The following is a 21,250-nucleotide window of genomic DNA, read 5'->3' on the forward strand; positions in this document are numbered from 1 at the left end:
GAACAGGTGACTGAAATGATCAAGAGAAGAGACTTCATCCACGCGGTGGGCATCGGGGCCGGTGCCATGCCGATCCTTGGCTTCGCGGCCAACGCCAGGCCCCGCATCGGTGTGATCGGCGCCGGCATCATCGGTGCGTCGATTGCCGCCTCCTTGGCGGAAGCGGGCGCGGATGTCGTGGTGTTCGAGAAGCAGGAACCGGCCTCGGGGGCGACGAAGGCCTCTCTGGCCTGGATCAACCCCAGCACGGTCAACACGCACTACCGGGACCTACGGCTGCAGAGCATGCAGGAATGGAAGCGCCTGGATGCGAAGCTGGGGCTGGGCGTGATCTGGGGTGGATCGGTGAGCTGGACGGACAGCGAAGAAAAGGCGAAGGACCTGAACAAGCGCGAGAGCGCACTTCAGGACACCGGGGCGCAGCCGAAGCACCTGACGGAAAGCGAGATCGCCGCACTCTGCCCGTACCTCGCGCCAGGCGACACAAGAGCCGGCTTCTACCTTCCCCACGATGGGCACATCGACCCCGTCGCGGTGACGAACAAGATCCTCGCCTATGCAAAGAAGAGAGGGGTGAAGCTGGTCTACCCGTGTTCCGTCGAGGCCCTTGTCATGGAAGGCTCTCGCGTGAAGGGCGTCAAGACCACCCAGGGCGCCTATGCGCTGGACTACGTGGTCTCAGCCTGCGGCGTAGACACGCCCGGCATGCTGGCCAGGGTCGGCCTGGACATCAAGATGCAGACGGCTCCTGGCGTGAAGATTCACACGAAGCCGATAGCGCCGGTGACGAAGATGGTCTACGACTTTTCCAGCGCACTGGAGTTCAAGCAGATGCCCAACGGCGAGGCCGTGGCCATCTATGTAGGCGGCCCGCCGAAGACGGCGACTCATGAGCCTGTCTACGCGGGAATACTCAAGAGTCATCCGACGGCGGAGCTGGCGAACATGCACGCGCAAAGCCTGAAGCTGAAGGTCGCGAAGTATTGGCCGGGGGTGCGCGACGCGGAGATCAAGAGCGTGACGGTCGGTTTCCGGCCGATGCCGATGGATGGCCTGCCGATGATCGGGAACGTGCCCGGCGTCGAAGGCATGTACGTCGTCGCGACGCACAGCGGTATCACGCTGGCACCCATCATCGGAAAGTACGCGGCGCAAGAGATCGTGGGAAGAGCCAGCATCGATATTCTTGGGAAATACCGCCCCGACAGGTTCGTATGAATTGCACGGCTGTGTTGTCGTTCGCCATCGACTTCCTTTCTTCGCCATGACCCAGGCACCCCTTCGCATCGCGGTCATCGGGGCCGGTGTCATCGGCCTGTCGGTCGCCAGATCGCTCTCGCTGCTGAACGCGCGGGTGTCGATCTTCGAGCGCACGCACATGGGTGCGGGCACCAGCAGCAAGACCTTCGCGTGGATCAACTCGAACGGCAAGAATCCCGACAGCTACCACGCGCTCAACTGCGCGGGCATGCGCGAGCACCTGGCCCTTCAGGAATCGGAAGAGGCCGAAGCCCGCTGGCTGGATGTGTGCGGCACCTACGAATGGGCCACCGACCCGCTGCAGCAGGAGCGGCTTGGCGCGCGGGCACTCGGGCTGCAGGCGCGCGACTATCCTGCGGCGCGCATTGCCCGCGCCGCATTGCAGGGCCGGATTCCCGAGTTGCGCATTCATCCGCGCAGCGGAGACATCTGGCACTTCCCCTCGGAGGCGGTGCTCTGCCCGTCCATGCTTCTTGCGCGCCTGTGGTCGGAAGCCCGCCAGCACGGGGCCACCCTGCAGGAGGGCGTCGACGTGCTGGACATCGACGAGCGGCCCGAGGGCGTGACGCTTCAACTCTCCGATGGGAACTCGTGGCGCGGCGACTACGTGGTCCTTGCGACCGGCCGATGGACACCGGCGCTGGCCGCCAGCCTCGGCGTGACGCTGGCAATGATCGACGCGAACCAGCCCAACAAGCGGGCATGCGGATTCCTCGGGCTGACCGCTGCGCTGTACGTTCGCTTGCGCGCCAACCTCATCACGCCGGAGATGAATGTTCGCCCGGATGGCGGCGGCAGGCTGCTGCTGCAGACGCCTGACCTCGACGATCGGGCGGACCCTGCGTATCAGGCTTCGGTGGACGGGCTCATCGGGCAGGAAATGCTGGCGCGGCTTCGGCGCACCTTTCACAACACCGCGCATGCACGGCTCGACAACCTGTCGGTGGGCCAGCGCTCGCGGCCCGCGGACGGATTGCCAGCCGTGGGATTCATCACGCCGCGACAACGCGCCTACGTGGTCGCGACCCACAGCGGCATGACGCTGGGGCCTGTGCTGGGACGACTGGTGGCCCAGGAACTCGTGCAGGAAAAGCGCGATGACTTGTTGGAGGACTACCAACCCGAGCGCCTGCTCAACAAGTCGGTGAGCGACTTCGCGCCCATCGCCACGCTGCACTACCCCGCTGCGCAGTAGCAGCTATCGGACGGCCGTCTCGGGTTGCGCGGGTCGTGGCCTATCGCGCCAGTTGCGCACGCGCCAGTCGCCCCAGGCGACGCACGCCGGCTTCGATGCGCTCGTCCCATGTGTGTCCGGCACTCAGGCGCAAGCAGTTGCCATAGCGGCGGCTTGCCGAGAACACGTCCCCGGGCGCAAAGCAGATGCCATGTTCGAGCGCTTCCTCGAACAGCGTGCGCGAGTCGAAATGCTTGGGGAGTTCGAGCCAGAGCATGAAGCCGCCGGTGGGCCGGCTCACCTTCGTCTCGGCAGGAAAGCTGGCTTCGATGGCCTTGACCATCCGCGTCAGGTTTTCTTCTAAAGCCCGCCGAACGCGGCGCAGATGCACGTCATAGGCGTTGCCTTCAAGGAACTGCGCAATCGCGAGTTGCGGCAGGACCGGGCTGCTCAGGCTGAAGGCCAGCTTTCGCTCCATCACGCACTGTGCGTACACACCGGGGGCGATCCAGCCGACCCGGTATCCGGGCGCAAGGCTCTTCGAGAAGGAGGCGCAGTAGATGATCTTGTTCTTTCCCCGGTCCAGCGCCATGAAGGGTTTGGGGCGCTCGCGGCCGAAGTGGACATCGCCGTACACGTCGTCTTCGATCAGCGGTATGGCGTGCCCCGCAAGCAGCGCGAGGAGCGCGCGTTTATCGACCTCGGCCATCACCGACCCCAGCGGGTTGCTGAAGCTGGACGAGAGCACGCAAGCCGCCACCGGCTCCTTGTCGAGCACGCGCGCCAGCGCAGTCACGTCGATGCCGCGAACCGGGTCGGTGGCGAGTTCCAGCGCCTTCAGCCCCAGAACCTCCAGCGTGTGCAGCAGGCCGAAGTAGGTGGGCGACTCGACGGCGATCGTGTCGCCGGGCTTGGCCACCGCGCCCAGCGCAAGCGTCAGCGCTTCCGTGCAACCGCTGGTGATAAGGATGTCGTCGGGCGACAGGGCATGGCCCATTCGCATCGACCGCCTGGCGATCTCGCGGCGCAGGGTTGCCTCGCCGCGCGGCGGGCTGTAGACGTTGTGGCGCGCGCCATGTTGACGCGCCACGCGTGCCAGCGTGAGATCGAGCCGCTTGGACTGCAGCACACCCGCATCGGGCACCGCACACCCCAACGGCACCAGCGAGGTGTTCGACGCGTGTTCGAGCAACGCGGCGACGGCACCGCTGATCGACACGGTCGACGCTCTCGTGCGCGCACGGGAAGTGGAAGGCAGCGCGAACGTCTTCTGGTGCGCACTCGATACATAGAAGCCCGACTGCGGCCGGGCCGTGAGGACCCCTCGGTCTTCGAGCAGGCGGTAGGCCTGCAGCACCGTCGCAATGCTGATCCGATGCTGCTCGCTGACGGTGCGCACGGACGGGACGCGCATGCCCGGGGACAACGCGCCCTTGTCGATCATGCCGACGATGAGGTCGGCCAGTTGTTCGTATCGATAGGGTGCGTGCGCTTCCATGATGGCGCTCATTCTCGGCCACGCGGGCGCCGTTCGACAAGCAAACTGTGATGGTCGAAATATCGAAAAACTGTGGCTGTTGCAGTTTGCGCCTGCTCGCTACGATCACCGGCAACAGGTAGAAAGCAGCGTGATGAAAGCCATTCAAGACAGTCCGGACGCCCCGCAGTGGCGCGGAAGATTTCCCTACAACGAGATCATTTCGCTTCTCGATGTGAACCGGCCGTTCAATCTTGCGGAAAGCACCTCGCAAGACCTGACCCTCGGCGAGCTTCTGGACTTTCCGGGCCTGGAGAACATCCGCGACCTGAAGCTGGGCTATGGCACGTCTGCCGGTTCGCTCGCGCTGCGGCAAGAGATCGCGAAGGCCTGCAAGGTCCCGGCGGAATACGTCCTCACGACACAGGGCACGGCGCTCGGCCTCTTCCTTCTTGCTTTCGAGGTCTGCCGCGCGGGCGACGAAGCCGTCCTGGCAACGCCTTGCTTTCCGCCGAGCCGCGACGGCCTCATCGGGGCCGGCGCGACCGTGCGGGAAGTCAAGCTCTCATTCGAGAACGGCTACCGGCTGGACCTGGCGCAGATCGAAGCACGCCTGACCCCGAAGACGAAGCTCGTGAGCATCGCTTCGCCGCAAAACCCCAGCGGTGTCCGGACGTCGCGTGCCGATGTCGAGCAACTCCTCGAACTGATGGGCAGGCTGTCGCCCGGCGCGCTGCTCTTTGTCGACGAGACCTATCGCGAGGCCTCCTATGGAGACGAGCAGATGGTCGAGAGCTTTGCGAGCCTCGACCCACGCATCGTCACCGGTGCGTCCGTCTCGAAGGCACTGGGCGCACCGGGGCTGCGAACCGGATGGCTCACGGTGGCCGATGCGGACCTGCGCGCGAGGCTCACGGTGGCGAAGATGAATACCGTGATCTCCGGCTCGGTGCTGGATGAAACGCTGGCCGCGGCGCTGCTGCGCAACAGGGAGCGGGTGCTCGAATCCCGGCGGCACCTGCTTGCGAATGCCCTGCACGCGCTGTCGGACTGGTGCCGGGCTGAACGCGGCCGCATCGAATGGATCAAGCCCGATGCCGGCGCACTGTGCTGCCTGCGGTTGCGCGCCGATGTGTTCGACGACGCGGCAGTCTCGCGCTTCTGGGCGTTGCTGCCGGCGCACGACCTGCAGCTTGCATCGGGCAAGTGGTTTGGTGAAGCCGATCGGGTGTTCCGGCTTGGCTTCGGGTATCTGCCGGCGGCAAGACTGAAGCCTGCGTTGGCTGCACTTTCGTCGAGCCTGGATGCGGCCTCCCGCTGACAAGACCGTGCGGCCTTTTCCTTGTTCAAGTGGAGTCAACGCATGAGAGTACGCATCGCCTACATCGAAGAGCCGCCCTTCTACTGGACGGGCCCGGATGGCGTTCCAACCGGCGCGGACCTTGAACTCGCCGATGTGGTGCTTCGTGCCATTGGCGTGTCGAGCATCGAGCACCACCTGACCTCGTTCGAAGAACTGCTGCCCGGTGTTCAGGAACGACGCTGGGACATGAATGTGCCGATCTTCGTGACACCCGAGCGGGCCAGGCTGGTCACGTTCAGCGAGCCGGTCTGGGCGCTCGGAGATGGGTTCCTCGTGGCCCGGGGCAATCCCAAGGCGCTGACAGGCTACAAGGCAGTCGCTGCGCGCGGCGATGCGCGGCTGGGCATCGTCGGCGGCACCGTACAGATCGATGCTGCAAAGTCCTCTGGAGCGGCCGACAGCCAGATCGTGCTGTTCAACGATCAGCCTTCGGCGGTGGCTGCGCTCTTGTCCGGCAAGGTCGACGCCTATGCCGCCACGGCCGTGGGCAACCGCGCGCTCGCCGTTGCCAACAAGGCGCTTGAGGCCGTTGCGCATGAGAAGAGCCCCGATGGGCGCGTCCCCACGGGGGGCTTTTCCTTCCACAAGGAAAACCGCGATCTGGTGCAAGCGGTGAACAAGCAGCTTCGTGCGTACCTCGGGACGGCCGACCATCGCACCCGAATGTCGAAGTACGGCATCGAGGCCAGCGAGATCGATGCTGTGATCGCAAACTAGCCAGGATCGGGCCCGGCCTTGAACATCAAGAACGTCGAAAGGAAGAAATGAAAAGATCCTACAAAGTGGTGGATGTGTTCACCTCCAGGCCTTTCATGGGCAACCCCGTCGCGGTGATCCTCGACGCCGAGGGGCTCGACACGCAGGAGATGCAAGCCATTGCCGGGTGGACCAACCTCTCCGAGACGACCTTCGTGCTTCCACCGTCGTCGCGGGATGCGGACTATCGGCTGCGGATATTCACGCCCCGCAATGAACTGCCGTTCGCGGGCCATCCAACGCTTGGCAGCGCTCACGCCATCCTCGAAGCCGGGCGCGCGACACCTCGTGACAACGGTCGGCTGGTTCAGGAGTGCGGCATGGGTCTGGTCGCGTTGACCGTCTCAGGCATTGGTGAAGAGCGTCGCCTGAGCTTCGAGCTGCCGCCAGCGCGGATCGACGCTTTGCGGGATGCGGACCTGAACGACCTGGAAGCCGCTGTCGGACGCCAACTGAAGCTGAAGGTCGAGCCGGGCATCGTGACCGTGGGCCCGGTCTGGATCATCGCGCAGCTTGAAGATGCGAACGCGGTGATCGGCCTGCAGCCGGACCTCGCGAAGCTGGCGGAACTGGAGCGGCGCCTGGGCGTCACGGGCCTCACGGTGTTCGGCCCTCACCCATCCGGAGATGCCGCAATCGAAGTGCGCACCTTCGCGCCCTCTTCCGGCGTGAATGAAGACCCCGTCTGCGGGAGCGGCAATGGCAGCGTGGCCGCGTTCCTGTGGGAGCGGGGCCTGTTGCCTTCCAGCGGCAAGGACTACATCGCCACCCAGGGGCGCTGCGTGGGCCGCAATGGCCGCATCGCGGTGAATGTCGATTCGAAGGGCGGTGTTCTCATCGGGGGTTCCTGCGTCACGTGCGTCGATGGCTCGATGCTGGGCTAGACAGCAGACCTCGCTGCCCGAAGCTGACGACGCGGCGCGCTGATTCCTGCGAACACCTGCTGGCCCGCGCTCTTCGCACAATGGTCCAGGGCCTGGCGCAGCGCGGTATCCACGCCTCGCAGTGACAGGCCATAGCGGGTCGCAACCTCGTCGCGCGTCATCTCGTCGATGCGCAAGGAAATGAGCACGGCACGGTGGCGCCGCGGCATGCGCTCCATCGCGCGATCGACCGCATGCAATTCCGAGCGGGCTTGCGCAATCGTCTCCGGACCGGGCGAGTGGTCGACGAGTTGTTCGAGAATGGCCTCGGCGTCGCCGCTGTACTGCCACGGCCGATCGGTGCGCAGGTAGTCGACGGCCACGTTGCATGCCACGCGCAGGATGTAGCGCTCGGGGCTCTGCACCGGCTCGCACACGACTGTCTCGCCCAGGCGCAGCCAGGTGTCATGCAGACAGTCGCTGGCCAGGTGCGCGCAGCCCACACGGTGCAACAGGCGTTGGCGCAGGCGCTCGTAGTTCGCGACAAGAAAATCCTGCAACGCGAAGCCGTGATGCGCCTGGCCGAGCGAACCCAGTGAACCAAGCGACAGGGAAAGCATGCCGGTGCCCTACCGAGCCTGTTGCAGGCGACGACGCTCTTCGTCCGTCAGGCGGGCCAGTTGCTTCGGATCGAAGCTGTCGCCCAGGCCCACGAGTTGCATCGGAAACGACGGATCGTAGGGATGCTTCGCACTCGCCTGCCGGGCTGAACTCGGCGGCGGGGAAGCTTCGGCGCCGTTCCTTGGAGCGGCCTCGTCACCGAAGCCCAATACCCGCACCGTGAACACCGATGGCAAGCTCTGCCGGGCCGCGGCGCGCTCGCGCTGCAGCACATCCTGCGCGGCGCTCGCGGCCTGCGACGCGGCGGCGCTCGCGTTGGTGAGCGCGCCCACGTTCACCGCCGCGATCACCGGAATGCCCACGGCCTGCCCTTTCACCTGGATGTTCTCGGCGTTCACCACGCGCAGCGCCGCAAGGTTCACGTTGCCCGACACGCGAATGCCGGCTTCGCCCGCGTCGATGGTGCCCAGCGGCGCGATCAGGTCCACGTCGCCCGGCGGAATCTCCGGAATCGGGTTCAGCGTGGCAATGCCGGCGCCGGTGTTCGGCGTGTTGGGCGACAGCGCCACATTGCCCACGTTGTCGTAGGCGCGCCGCTGCGGCGTGTAGACGATGGTGGTCTTGGCGCCGCGGCCCGCATTGATGTCGCCCTGCGCCGACCACGCCAGCACGTTGCCGCCGAAGGTGGTGAAGATGCGGCTCTGCCCCAGCAGCAGGCTGCCGCGTGTGTAGACGTTGATGTCGCCCTCGCCCTGCGTGAGCAGGCCCGAGCCTTCGCCCGGCGTGAAGCCGCCGTCCACGCCCACCACCGCGCGCCCGCCCGGCACCAGCAGGCTGATGTCGCCGCCGAAGTCGGTGTGCATGCCGGCGTCGAGCACCTTGTAGTACGGCAGGTCGGAGGCTGCACTGCCCATGGCCAGCCATTCGTCATAACGCATGTAGTTCTTGCCCGGCAAGGCCCGCTTGGTCGGCTGCGCGCTGCGCTGTTCGTAGTACAGGGCGCTGCTGAACATGGTCAGGTCGCCGGTGTAGTCGCGCGGGTTGCCCTGCGCATCGTGCGACGGCAGCAGCGTGGCGATGGCTTCGCGCCCGCGCAGGTAGCTGCCGCTGCGGCGGCTCTTCGGGTCGTTGTACTCGCGACCGCCGGCCTTCAGCTCGGCGTAGTACACGTTGCGCAGGAAGGCGCGTTGCTGCGGTGGCGGCAAGGCGTCGAAGAAGGCGCGCGCGTCCATCGTCTTCGCATCGAAGTGCAGGCCCAGGCCGTTGGCGCCGCCGAAGCGTTCGGTGAGCCAGTTGACCAGGTGCAGGCCGCTTTCCAGGCGGTACTCGCGCTCCAGCGTGCGGATGGCCGCGCCGCTGCCGGCGTTGCCGGTGCCGGAGCCCTGACGCGCTCCATCAAGCTCGGCCTGCTTGCTCGCCAGGTACGCGGGCGCACCCGCCTCGTCGCCGCCATAGCCGAACTCGCGTGCCAGCCATTGCGACAGCGTCAACCTGCCTTCGTAGGTGCGCAGCGCCTTGCCCGGCTGCTCGGCGAAGGACTGTTCGGCATTCGCCAGGTTCTTCGGATCGAGGTAGCGCGCGGCAAAGGCGGCCCAGTCGGCGCCTTCGCGGCCCGCTCCGGCGGTCACCGCAATGCCGGCGCCGCTGCGGCGGTCGCCCGGCACCACGCCGGGCCCGCGCGCCACCGAGCCGATGCTGCGCAACTCGGCCTTGTCGGCCATGTACACGTCGCGGCCCGCCGTGAGTTCGAGCTGGCCAGGGCCCGCCACGTAGAAGCTGCTGTAGCGGATGTCGCGGCCCGCCTCCACCACCGACACGTCGTCGATGTTGTTGTGCACGATCAGGTTGCCCGTGGAAAAGCCGCTCCCCAGCGAGGTCCACGGCCGGTACGGCGCATTGCTGTCGGCGGCCCGGGTGCGCGTCCAGCCCAAGCCATCGGCCGGCACGGTCTCGACGACGCCCAGCGGCGTACCGGCATTCACGATGTCGCGGCCGGCGCGGATCGCGACCGGGCCGCTGCCTTCATACCAGGTGTCGATCGGGCCGGAGAACTCCGCGCGCGAGATGATGGAGCCGGTGCGCAGGCCGACGATGTCTCCCTGCACCGCGTAGAAGCGCGACGGCGCCTGGCCCGTGACGCTGTAGCCCGACGCCGTGGGCGACACGAAGCTGAACAGCGGATAGCTCTGCTGGGTGGCATTGGGCGCGGTGTTGCCCGACACCAGCACCGAAGGCGCGATCGCATCGGGGTGCACGTTGGTGATGCGAAGCGGCCCGTACCAGACGGCCTGGCCCAGGCCGACAAAGCCCGGGTTGAAGGGCGTGGGCAGCATCGCCGGATCGACGCCCGAGGGCGTCACGGCGTAGCCGCTCGCGTAGATCGAATCGCCGGCCAGCAGTTCGAGTTGCGGCTTGCCCTGGCGCACGAACAGCGCGCCGACCGGTGTCGGTGCCAGCAGGATGCTGGTGCTCGACTTGACCGGCATGTCGCTTTTGTTGAACGCACCGGTCACGGCGTTGCCGTAGTAGAGGCTGCCGTTGGCCGCCGCCGCGCGCAGCACCGAGGGGTAGATGAAGCGGTCGCCGCTCGACACCTGGTCGCTCCGGCCGCGGTCGTCGGTCCAGGCCATGCCCGGTGTCAGGTTGCCGCCGGCCGAGAACAGGTCGACCGCCGTCGACGGCGTCCACAGCGAGAACCAGCCGATGCCGCCGCCGGCGAAATGCGAGCCGCCGGAGGAGAACGGCACGCCGCCGTTGAACTGGGGCACGCGCCCGGCATCGGTCACGGTACCGATCACCAGGTCGCCGCGCGCTTCCATGCGCAGGCCGCTGTCGCCCAGCACCAGCACCGGACCGCCGCCGGCAATGCCGGAGCTCGCCACGTTGACACGCAACGCGCGCGACTCCGTCGGGTCGGCCCGGTCGTAGCGCAGTTCGATGCCGCCCACCGAGCCCGCGTCCACGCGCAGCGCGCCGCGCAAGTTGGTGAAGGTGCCGTTCAGGTCCTGCCGCTGTTCGGTGCGGCGCAGGTCGCTCGCGGACTGGCTGCTGCCGTTGGGGGCGAAGCTGCGCGTCTCGGCCACGGGGTTGAGGCCACCGCCGATGCGGATGTCAAGGTCGCCACCGCCGGTGAGCACCAGCTCGCCGGCGGAAGTCACGCGGCCCGTGCTGCCCACGGCCAGGTTCAGGCCCTGGCTGCGCGAGACGTAGAGGGCGTTCCAGTCGCTGCGCATGTTGAGCATGCCGGCATTGCGGCCTGCCTCGAAGACCAGGTTGCCGCCGCCCAGCGTGCCGAAGCCGGTGAAGCCCGTCAGGTAGGGTGCGCTGTCGCCGAGGGCGCCGGCCACGTAGGTTCCGAAGTTGATCCACCAGGCCGTCGGGACGTCCTGGGCCACGGTGCCGCCGCCCTGGCGCCACAACCATTGCCCGACGGAGCTGGTGCCCGTCATCGCCCCGCGCATGCGCAGCGCGTCCGCGCGGACCAACACGGTGCCAGTGCCGATCTGGTCGCCCATGACGTCGCCCCCCGCGCGCAGCAGCAAGTTGCCGCCGTGCTCGGGGTACCACGCCTGGTAGAGGCTCTGGCTGCCGCTGCCGTCGATGAAGGGCGCGAGCGTGGTGCCCTGTGAGCCGAGCATGCTGCCGTCGGGCTGCTGGCCGCGCGGCAGGTTGTGGAGATCGGCCTTGCCCGGCGCGGCCAGCGAGGCCGAGGGTGTGCCGGCGGTGTAGACGCCATAGGGCGAGGTCATCAGGATGTCGCCGCCGGAGACCAGGTCGAGGTCGCCGGTGCCGGTGCGCAGCACGCTGAAGATCGGCTCGCGCAGCGACTTTTCTTCCAGCCGGGTCTGTGGCGGCTTCCCGGGCGCGGTCTGCACCAGCAGCGGGCCGACGCCGAAGTCGTTGAGTTCCAGGCCGCCCCAGCCCATGACCTCCTCGATCTGCGCCGGTGTCAACGCCTGGCCGGGATGGATGTCGAAGCCCATGCCTTGCTCGTTCCAGAGCGCCACGTCGGCATCGATCGCCCACATGAACTCGCCGGGCGTGGCGGTGCCGGGAATTTCAATACGGATGAAGTTGGAGCCGTAGTGCGTGTCGGACAGGCGAATGCCGGCCTTCGCATGCGGCTGCGTGAGGCGCGTGTCCGCCGCCGACAGGTCGGCCCCGCCGACCAGACGCAGGTCCCACGATTGCGAACCCTGCGCCAGCAGCGGCGCCAGTGCCCAGGTGCGGCCCTGGGTGCCGTCGGCGTTGCGCTCGCGCAGGTCGACGACGTCGATGCCGCCGGGCAGGCGCACCAGGGTTTCGCTGGGAATGACCGCGCCCTTGGCCAGTGCGAGCGGCCGCGCGAGCTGCACGCCGTTGATAGGCGCTCCCGGGAAGGCTTCGTCGCGGATGGCGCCGTCGGGGAAAGGCAGCGCCACGCCATGCGGCCAGGTCATGGCCGCCACGTTGGCGACGCTGTTCAGGCGGAAGCCCGCACCCAGGCGGGCACCGGCAGGCAAGGTCACGTCCGCCGCGAGCACCGTGCCCGCGGCATACAGCACGTTGCCGGCCGCATCCTGCACCGCGCCGCCGAGCACCGCGCCCTTGGCCAGCGCCAGCGGCTGGCTCAGCGTGGCCGCGGCGGGCAGCAAGGTGCCGCGCGCCAGGCTCATGGGCTGCATGGGCAGGTCGTAGTTCAGCACACGGCCCGACTGGAAGAAGGTGCCGGTGTCCAGCGTCACGCGCCCGCCTTTCGGCAGCACCACGTCGCCGCCCAGGGGGATGCGACCGCTGGGGAGCACCCAGCCCTTGTCGTCGGGCGTGACCGGCAGGCGCGCACCGTCGAAGCCGTCGCTCAGGCTGCCGAAGACGTCCAGCCGGCCCTTGGCGCGCAGCACCAGCGCACCGGCTTCGCCCGAGCCGGCGACGCCGGTGCGCGGCGTGTGGGGGTTGATGCCCTGGTAACGGTAGCGCGACAGGTCGATGTCGCCGTCCAGGTGCAGGTCGCCGTCGGCCGTGCGGCTCGCGATCTCGATGCCCGGGCGCAGATGGAAGGCGTCGCTGTACGCGCGCAGGCCCTGCAGCCGGGTGTTCATCAGGTTGCCGTTGGCCAGCGCGTTGGCCATGAAGGCCGTGCTGTCGGCGTGCTTGGCCTCCAGGTAGGCCTGCGTGACCGACTGGTAGCTGCGGCCGTCCACGCCGATGTCGGTGCCCACCGGCGCATCGTCGTAGCGCCAGAAGGCGTTGAGCATGATCGACCGCGCACCGTCGATGGTGATGCCGCCGGCCGCATCGATGCCGACGTCGTTGCCGGTCGCGCCGCCCAGGCGCGGCGCGTTGAGCGCGACGGTGCCGAACGCGCGGCCCGAGCTTCCCGCGCGCAGGTCCATGCGCACGCCGGGCTCGATGCGCAGGCGTCCGCTGCCCGCATCGATCTCGATCACCGCGCGGTTCGGTGCGTCGATGGCCTGGCCGTAGCTGTCCACGCGCAGCACGCTGCCATGCGCGTCGAGCACGGCGTTGCCGGCCAGCGTGACGCCGTTCTTCGCCGCCAGGCGGATGCTGCCCACCTGCTCGCCGCCGGCATCGACGGTGCCGGCCACGGTGAGCTGGCCGTTGTCCACCGACACATTGATCTCGCGTGCGCGCAGTTCGTTGCCCACTTGCAGGTCGCCCTGCTTGAGCTGGAAGCTGCGGCCACCGACCACACCGCCGTCGTTCAGGCGCTGGTTGAGGCCGGTGAAGTCGTCGATGTGCTGCGCGCGAATGTCGGCGCGGCCCGCCGCGTAGGGCACGTCGGTGCCGCCCGCGTCGTAGCGGCCGCTGCTGGCACCGCGCAAGGTGCCAGCGAGGGACACCGTGCCCGCGGCATCGCCCAGCGCCATGGCCACGATCTTGCCGGCGCGGTTCTCCACCGCCGACACGTCGATGGTCGAGCCCGCCGCCTGCGCGATGTTGCCTGCGCGGCTTTCGAGCAGCACGTCGCCGCCCCAGCTGTGCTTGGCGCTGTCGAAGAAATCGATGCGCCGGCCCGCCATGTCGACCTGCGCGCCCGCTCCCAGCAGCAGGTCGCCCTGCGCCGCGAGGCTGAGCTTGCCGCTGGGCAGCAGCACGGCGGTGTCCAGGCGCAGGCTGCCTTTGCGGCTGTCGAGCGACAGCTCCGCGCCCAGTGCGTCGGCCAGCGCCGCGTTGTCGGGCACGCCTGCACGGGCACCGGGGAAGGCCACCGCTTCGATGCTGCCGCCCGCCACCAGCTTGTTGACCGACCCCGCGCGGCCGGTGAGCAGCGGCGTGCGCAGGTGCAGCGTGCCGCCGCTGTAGCTGAAGTCGTTCAGCGTGTCGTCCCACGCACCGCGGCTCTGGTAGACCGACAGCGAGCCGCTGCGGTTGGCCGTGATGCGCTCGCTCGCGTTCAGGCTCACGTCGGCAAAGCCGAGCGTCGTGCGGTCGAAGGTGTGGACGGAGTCGACGCGCGCACCGGGGCCGAAGCCGAACTCGATGCGGCGCGCGTCGATGGCCAGGCTGCCGCTGCCCGTGCCCGCGCCGCCGGCCACCACGTTGCCGGCCGGCGTGGTCGCGCCGTTCCACACCAGCGTGTCGGTCTGGATGCGCGCGAGCGCGTCGGCACCGCCGTAGCCATAGATGGCGGGCGTGCCCAGCACCAGCCGCTCGACCGATGACCGGCCGGTGGCGGGGTCGATGGTGGACAGCGTGGTCGTGTCGTAGAAGTTGAGCGAATCGCGCACCGTGAGAACCAGGTTCTCCAGCGCGGGCGCGCCGGCCTCGGTGTCGCCGCGCAGCAGGCGGTCGAGCACGCGCTGGTTGAGCGTGAGGCCCGGCGGCAGCACGCCGCGCGTGGTGGCGTCGGCCAGCGACCGCTCGCTGCCCACGTTCACGCCGCCCACGGCCAGCACCAGGTTGCGCGTGCCGTAGCGCACCGCCTCGCCGAGGTCGAAGGCGTTGTCGGTCGCGGCCGTGATGGTGCCTTCGGAGTACAGGCGCGTGACCCCGGCGCACGGGGTGAGCGTGCAGGCGCCGATCCGGATCGCACCCGCGCCCTTGCCGTCGTCGTTGACCGGCAAGGTGGGCGCCAGCATGTCGAGCCAGCCGTTGGACACGGCCACCAGGCTGTTGGGGCCGGGCGCGAAGACGAAGCCGTCCTTCGAGTCATAGGCGGCCTTGCCGCGGCCCAGCGTGTTGATGCTCGCGCCCTGCTCCACGGTGATGCCGCCGGCGCGCGAACTGGTGATCAGAAAGACCTCCGCCGCGCGCAGTTCGCTGCCGGCGCGCAGCACGATGGCGCGCGACTGCGCCGTGGCATTGACCATGTTCGCCTGCTGCAGGCTGCCCTTCCTGTCGAGGTAGGACGCCGTGAGCTGGCCGCCGATGACCAGGCGCGCGGCGCCGATGGCGTTCAGCTCCGAGGCGTTGATCGACACGCCGGTGAAGCCCGGCGTGCGCGAAGCGCCGTCGGGCAGGATCTCGAAGTCGCTGCCGCCGCCGGCCGACACCGTGCTGCCGCGCCCGCCCTCGGCCGGCGCGGCCAGCACCGTGCCGGCAAAGCGCAGTTGCTGCGGCCGTCCGAGCGAGCCTTCTTGCGTGGGCGGCAACAGGTCCAGGCGCATCGACTTGGCGTCGCGCTCCAGCACCGCGCGCGGCACGCCTTCGCGCAGGGCCTGGGCTTGTGCGAAGGCGCTGTAGCCCATCTCGTTGTACTGCGAGTAGCTGCGCAGCATGTCGGCCGGCGTCAGGATCACCTGCGTGGGCATCGCATCGCGAAACGCCGTGCCGGCCGTGCCGAGCTGCCCCGATGCCGCCCACGACCCGTTGCGCATGGCGTTGGCGGTGCCCATGGCGCCCACGCTGGGCGCCAGCCCGTTCAGCTCGACGCGGAATGCACCCGGCATCAGCGCGTAGGTGGAAGGCAGCAGCGTGTAGGTGCCCGCGGGCAAACCAGGCACCCCCGCGCCGACGGTGATCTGGCGGCCCACGGCCGCGTTGCTTGCGCCCTTCTCCCCGTTCACCGGCGCATAGGCGGCTTGCATGCCCGGCACGATGGCGTACACCGGGTTGGTCGCAAGCCCCGGCAGCACGAAAGCGCGGCCGTCGGCGCTGCGCTGCATCAGCGGGTTCATGCGCGCATCGACCGAGCCGCCACGGCCCGGCAGGAAGGCCGTGCCCGTGAGTTCGCCGCCGCCGGACAGGTCGAGCACCGCGCCAGCGTGCACATCCACCGCATGGCCCACGAAGTTGAGCGACGGCTCCCAGCCCACGCCCTGGTACACCACGTCCTGGCCGTTGAAGACATAGTTCAGCCCGTCCGACGTGCCGCCATAAGGCATGCGCAGCCCGGCCGCACTGACCGACGTGACGCTGCCCGGCATCAGCTCGACAAGCCCGGTGTAGCCGCTGCCCGCTGCGGTGCCCAGCGTGATGCTGCCCAGCGGCGCGCGCAGCACGCCGGCCTGCACCACCTTGCCCGCCGCCAGCGTGAGCCGGCCGAACGCGCTTTGCGGCATGCCCGGCAATGCGTCGCCGATGCGCTCGATGGTGAGGGTGCGCTGGGGGTCGAACGCGGCCCGTATCGTGCCGAATTCAGGGCTCACGGTGCTGTAGCGTCCGACCAGCACGGTGCCGCTGTCGTTGCTGGCCGGATAGATCTGCGCCGCCGCGAGCGTCAGGTTGCCGGGCACATAGAGCCCGCCCCCGTCGTGGAAGCGGATGTCTCCCTGACTGGCCAGGCGCATGTCGTCGAAGGCAAGGCGCTCCACGGCCACCTTCTTGCCGGCGTTCAGGTAGATCAGGCCGCGGGTGCCGGTCGTGACGTCGCCGGCAATGTCGATCTGGTCGGCATCCACCCGCAGGCTGCTGCCCGCCGCCACCTTCGGAATGCCCAGTTCCCCACTGCCCTGGCCGTAGTTGCGCACGCCGGTCACGGGGTTGGGCATGAGCGTGTTGTCGACCTGCCGGTTGGCTGAACCGCCCAGGCGCACATAGGGCGCTGCGAGCACGATGCGGCTGTCGATGGGGGCGTTCTCGACCAGGCCCAGGCTGCTGCTGGTCAGGCGCAGGCTCTGGCCCAGCCGCAGTGCCACCGAGCCGTCGAAGCTCAGCACGCCGTTCACGCCCAGCGCCAGGTTGTCGAAGCCGCCGGCCTGGATGCGGTCCACGCCGATGCGCGCGCGGCCATACGTCAGCGCGGGATCGGCCGCGCCGGCCCGCAGGCCGGCCGCCAGCACGCCGTCTCCCTGCGTCTGTGCCAGCACCAGTTCACGCGTCTGGCGCACCGTGTCGGTCACGCTCGGGCCTGCGTAAGTGCCGTATGCGACCGGGCCGTAGAGCGGCGTCTCCAGCGTCAGGGCCAGCGTACCGCCGGCCGCGCCCGCGCCGCCCGAGGCGGCACGCATCTGGCCATCGAGGAACAGGCCGCGCGAAGAGGTCAGCGAGATCACGCCGCCCTGGCTGGGCGCTTCGACCGGCCCCACGCCCGGCTGGTACAGCGTGGCCGTGGCGCCCGAGGCGTCGAGCCGCGCACCGGGGCGCACCACCACGAAGGTGTCGGCCTGCGCCGACTTGCGGGTGTCCAGGTCGAAGGGCACGCCGATCTCGATGGTGCCGCCCGCGCTGACCTTGCCGTAGGCATGGCCCAGCGAGTCGGTGGCGGTGAAGGCCCGTCCGGACACGTCGAGTTCGGCGTGCTCGCCGATCCAGATCGAGCGGTTGTCGCCGCGGCCGCTGGCGGCGCCCGCCGGCCCGACCTCGTTGTAGGTCCCGCGCAAGACCGAGATGCGTCCGCCCGCGGCCTGCAGCAGCCCTTCGATGGTGGTTTGCGCATTGCCTTCAAGCGCAATGGTGCGGCCCGGATCGACCTGGATGCGCGCACCGGCTCCGATGGTCAGCGCCCCTTCCGCTTCCAGCGTCCCCGCCTTCAGCGACAGGTCGGCGCCGTCGCGCATCGTGAGCGTGCGACGAACCGCGTTCTCTTGCTGCAGCGGCGGCAGCCAGGTGCGCAGCGCCTGCGAGGTGTCGCCCCCGGTGGCCAGCATGCGGCCCGTTGCCGGGTCGAAGCGCAGCACCGGCATGACGACCTGCAGCTGCGTGCCATCGGCCACCGAGATGCCGTCGGGCGAGCTCACCGCGTAGCGGCTGAAGCCGCGCTGGAACAGGCCGGGGTCCAGCGCCAGAAACGGCGCCACCGCGACCGTGTCGGGCCACACCGTGCCGGCGGCAATGCGCGTGCCTGCAGGCACCGTGGTCGGGTATTTGGCCGCGGTGCCGGCCTTGTAGACGGTGGTCTGCTCGAAGGTCGGCAGGCCCCTCGGGAACACGTCGGCCGGCAACACATAGCCCGCGGGAATGTTGGAGATGACGACCAGGGTGCTGCCCGCCGGCACCACCTGGTTGGCGGCAATGAGCTTGCCCGAGGCCAGTTGCACGGTCGATGTGCTCACCCACGGGGCGGCAGTGATCACGGGGTTCTGCTCGGTCAACCGCGGCTGCGAGTCTTGCCGCACCACCTGTCCCGGCGCCAGCCTGTCGCTGGTGACGGAGAAATCCATCGGGATCAGCGCGCCCGCGCCAATCAGGTAGTCGTTGGCCAGGCGCAGCGGCTGCGCGCTGGCCAGCCCGCCCTGCAGCACCTTGTCGGCATCGGTCAGAACGCCGCCGATGCTGATGGTGGTGCCGTGCTCCACGCTCAGCTTGCCGCCGCCACGCACGCCGAAGCCGCGCAGCTCGCCATCCAGCGTCAGTGCGCCGGTGCCCAGGTTCTGGCTGGCGCCCAGCGTCACGTTGCCGCCCTTGCCGCCGCGCAGCGAACCGTCTTCCATCAGTGCCGCGCCGGAAGACACGTCGATCAGGCTGCCCGTGCCCAGCGCCACGCTGCCGGTGCTGCGCACCGACACGTTGCCGCCGTCCACGTAGGGCAGGCCTGCGATGTCGCTGCGGTCGATCTTCAGGTTGGTCCAGAGGCCGCGCGCGTCGAGCGTCACGCCGTCGGCCACCAGCGTCCGGTTGAGGTAGCCGCCGGGCGGCATCTTCTCGATCGGCTGCTCCAGCCAGGGCTGGGGCAAGGACGTGTGGCGCTCGATCATGTTGCCCAGCAGGATGCTGCCGCCGCGCGCCGTGAGGTCGGCATTGACCTTCACCTCGGTCGCGTGCAGCGCGAGCGTGCCGCCGTGGGCCACGCCCACCGCGCCGTCCACCTGGATGCTGCCCGCCGCGTACACGCGCAGTTCGCCCAGCCCCAGGCTGCCGAGCCAGCCGGCGTCGAGCAGCAGGCTCTTCGTGGCCGCTTCAGGCAGCGGCTGCGCGAGTGCCAGGTCGTCGGCCAGATGGCGCGCGTGCGTGCCGATCTCGACCTTCTCGACCATCGCGTCGGGGCTGTTGCGCAGGTTCTGCAGGGCCTTGTCGTAGTACGGCGTCAGCGCGCCGATGACGAGCCGGCCCTGCTTCGCCACGGCGGTCTGCGCCTGCAGGTAGCCGTCGATGCCGGCGTCGCGTGCGCGTTGCTGGCGCGGGCCCTGGAAGGCCGTGGTCGTGAGTTCGCCTTCGAGCACCGCGGCGCGGGTGGACACCACCAGCCGGCCGGCGTCGCGGCCCACGGTGTAGCCGCTCTCCAGCCGCTGCTGCGGTGCGATCAGCGGGTTGTAGAAGAAGTCGGTGGTCGCGTCGCCCCAGCGCTTGTGCGCCGACTCGAAGCCCTTGTACACGCCGTCGTACAGCAGGTCGCCCGGCGCCTTCGAGGCTTCGTAGAGGCGGCCGTCGCTGCCCTTCAGGTAGCTCTGGCGGATGTTGCCGGTCTGCACGTCGATGGTGCCGCCCGAGAGGTTGATGTTCGAGCCGCCCTGCGTCACGAGTTCGCCGCCGCCGAACTGCACCGTGCCGCCCTGCGCCGCCCATTCGCCGATGCCGTGGCCACTGGTGCCCAGGTAGCCGCCCACTTCGAGCAGGCCGCCGGCCGTGTACCAGCGGTCGCTGTCGTTGCCCTGCGTGCCCTTGGGCACGCGCACCAGCGTGCGCCGGTCGATCCACAGCTTGCTGTTGTTCAGCCGCTTGCTGTCGCGGTTGCCCGGTGCGTCGCGCTGCTCGTTGCCCTGCACGTCGACCTGCACGTTGTTGGCCTCCATGGCCACGCTGACGCCCACCGCGCCCGACACGTCGATGCGCGCGCCGCTGGCCACATGGCTGCGACGCACCGCATCGACCATCACCTGCCCGCCGGTGGCGAGCGTGAGCGATTCACCCTGGAAGTCGACGTTGCCGCCGCTGGCGATGCGCACCAGCGACTGGTCGCGGCGGTTGAACCCGTCGCCGCCGGTCTTGTCGCTGTCCACCAGGAGCGATTCGCGCTGCACGTCGAGCGCGGTGGCGGGGTCGGTGTCGAGCCGGATCGCGGTAATGCTGCCGGGCGCGAGCGTGACCGTGGCCGCGGCCTGCTTCCCGTCGGCCACCAGGTGGATGGTGCCGCGCGTGTGCACGGAGGTGGTCGCTTCCAGCACGCCCTCTTGCCTCACCTGGCGGCCGACCAGCGTGATGTCGCCGGTGGGCGCCTGCACGAGGCCGCTGTTGACCACGCGGCCGGCGGCCGAGTCGGGCAGGTACAGCGGCGTGACCACGTTGCCGCGCGTGCTGGAAGCCTGGTTGGTGTCGGTGCCCATGCCCTTGCGGATCACGAAGGCATCGCCGGCGGCCAGCACGGTCTGGCCCGAAGGCGTTTCGATGCGCCCTCGGTTGAGCGTCTCGCGGCCCGCGAGCAGCACGTAGCCGCCGCCCTCGGTCACGCTGGTGGGCTTGTGCGTGGCAATGCGCGCACCGGCCTCGACCGTCACGTCGGCCGTGGCCGCGCCGTGGGTGAAGCCGGTGGCCGTGGTCGCAAGGTCGTTGGCCAGCGTCGGAATGAAGGCCGAGCCCTGCGCGTCGCTGTACAGGCCCTTCTTGAACTGCGCGTCGCTGAGGCCGACGGCGGAGGCCACGAGGTTGCGCGTGTTCACCTGGCTGCTGCCGCTGAACACGATGCCGTTGCGGTTGACCACCAGCACCGTGCCGTCGGCCTGTATCTGCCCCTGGATCTGCGACGGCCGCGCCTTCGGGTCGTTCACGCGGTTGAGCACGGCCCAGCTCGGCTGCTGCTCGAACTTCACCGTGGTGTTCTTGCCGACGTTGAAGGTCTCCCAGTTCAGGGTGGCCTGCGCGCCGGTCTGCGCGATGGTGACCTGGGTCTGGCTGCCGTTCTGGCTTTGCACCGGCGCATTGGCATTGGCCCAGCCGGCGGTGAGGCTCGCGGTGTCGACCTTCAGGCCGCCTTCGGCCAGGCCCTCGGGCACGCCCTGGCCGCTCTCGAGCGCCGCGCGCCGCGCAGCTTCTTGCGCGGCCTGCTGCGCCGCGATGCCGCGCGCGGCCAGGTTCAGGTTGCCGATGGAGCGCTGCAGTTGTTCGGCCGCGCGCTGCTGCTGCGCCTGCGGGCTGGTGAGCATCGACGCGGGCATGCCGTTGGGCAGGCGGCCCGTGGCCACGGCCGTGTTCTGGATCGCGCCCTTGTCGTTGAACCATGCCGGGCTGAAGGCGCGCGGCTGCTGCGCATGCGCGGCGCCGACCACGCCGCCGGCCATCAGCGTCAGCGCGACGGCGCGCGCGACGGGTGCCATCCGGAAGAGACTGCCCTGGGTGGTTGTCGCTGGCCCGTGGTGGCTGCGTGCGCGTGTGTTCATGTGAAGTCTTGCCGATAGGTTTTGAGCGATGCCATCCGGCTGCCA

Annotated in this window: 8 protein-coding genes; 5 read left to right on the forward strand and 3 right to left on the reverse strand. The window is 69.1% G+C overall.

The genetic code is table 11. The features are described 5' to 3' along the window. Positions 1-15: 15 nt before the first annotated feature. Both ACSFB7_RS31945 and ACSFB7_RS31950 read left to right on the forward strand, forming a co-directional pair. Positions 16-1,218 carry an NAD(P)/FAD-dependent oxidoreductase gene (locus ACSFB7_RS31945; RefSeq protein WP_435476455.1) on the forward strand — a complete coding sequence of 401 codons (1,203 nt, stop codon included), beginning with the start codon at positions 16-18 and terminating at the stop codon, positions 1,216-1,218. 46 nt (positions 1,219-1,264) lie between these two features. Then, entirely contained in the window at positions 1,265-2,455 is a 1,191-nt protein-coding gene (locus ACSFB7_RS31950; RefSeq protein WP_435476360.1) for an NAD(P)/FAD-dependent oxidoreductase, read from the forward strand. Positions 2,456-2,495: 40 nt separating this feature from the next. On the opposite strand, the gene ACSFB7_RS31955 is transcribed toward ACSFB7_RS31950, so the two are convergent. Beyond that, positions 2,496-3,932 (reverse strand): aminotransferase-like domain-containing protein, encoded by a 1,437-nt coding sequence (locus tag ACSFB7_RS31955; protein WP_435476361.1) that lies wholly within the window; start codon positions 3,930-3,932, stop codon positions 2,496-2,498. Between ACSFB7_RS31955 and ACSFB7_RS31960 the strand changes: the two genes are divergently transcribed. From ACSFB7_RS31960 to ACSFB7_RS31970, 3 genes are read left to right on the forward strand one after another with little or no spacing between them, the layout of a single operon-like run. Beyond that, entirely contained in the window at positions 3,931-5,232 is a 1,302-nt protein-coding gene (locus tag ACSFB7_RS31960) for a pyridoxal phosphate-dependent aminotransferase (protein ID WP_435476362.1), read from the forward strand. The two genes, ACSFB7_RS31955 and ACSFB7_RS31960, sit on opposite strands and share 2 nt — an antisense overlap. 42 nt (positions 5,233-5,274) lie before the next feature. Next, entirely contained in the window at positions 5,275-5,991 is a 717-nt protein-coding gene (locus ACSFB7_RS31965; RefSeq protein WP_435476363.1) for a transporter substrate-binding domain-containing protein, read from the forward strand. A gap of 47 nt (positions 5,992-6,038) precedes the next feature. Then, on the forward strand, positions 6,039-6,914 hold the full coding sequence (locus ACSFB7_RS31970) for a PhzF family phenazine biosynthesis protein (RefSeq protein WP_435476364.1): 876 nt from the start codon (positions 6,039-6,041) through the stop codon (positions 6,912-6,914). Here ACSFB7_RS31970 and ACSFB7_RS31975 read toward each other — a convergent pair. Both ACSFB7_RS31975 and ACSFB7_RS31980 read right to left on the reverse strand, forming a co-directional pair. After that, the gene (locus ACSFB7_RS31975) at positions 6,911-7,513 is read right to left on the reverse strand and encodes an RNA polymerase sigma factor (RefSeq protein WP_435476365.1); all 603 of its coding nucleotides are present in this window, start codon (positions 7,511-7,513) and stop codon (positions 6,911-6,913) included. The genes ACSFB7_RS31970 and ACSFB7_RS31975 overlap by 4 nt on opposite strands. Before the next feature lie 9 nt (positions 7,514-7,522). Then, positions 7,523-21,205, reverse strand: coding sequence for a filamentous haemagglutinin family protein (locus tag ACSFB7_RS31980; RefSeq protein WP_435476366.1), 13,683 nt, complete (start codon positions 21,203-21,205; stop codon positions 7,523-7,525). Positions 21,206-21,250: the final 45 nt, after the last annotated feature.

Origin of the sequence: Variovorax raffinosi (assembly GCF_051216615.1) — a bacterium.
Taxonomy (GTDB): Bacteria; Pseudomonadota; Gammaproteobacteria; order Burkholderiales; family Burkholderiaceae_C; genus Variovorax.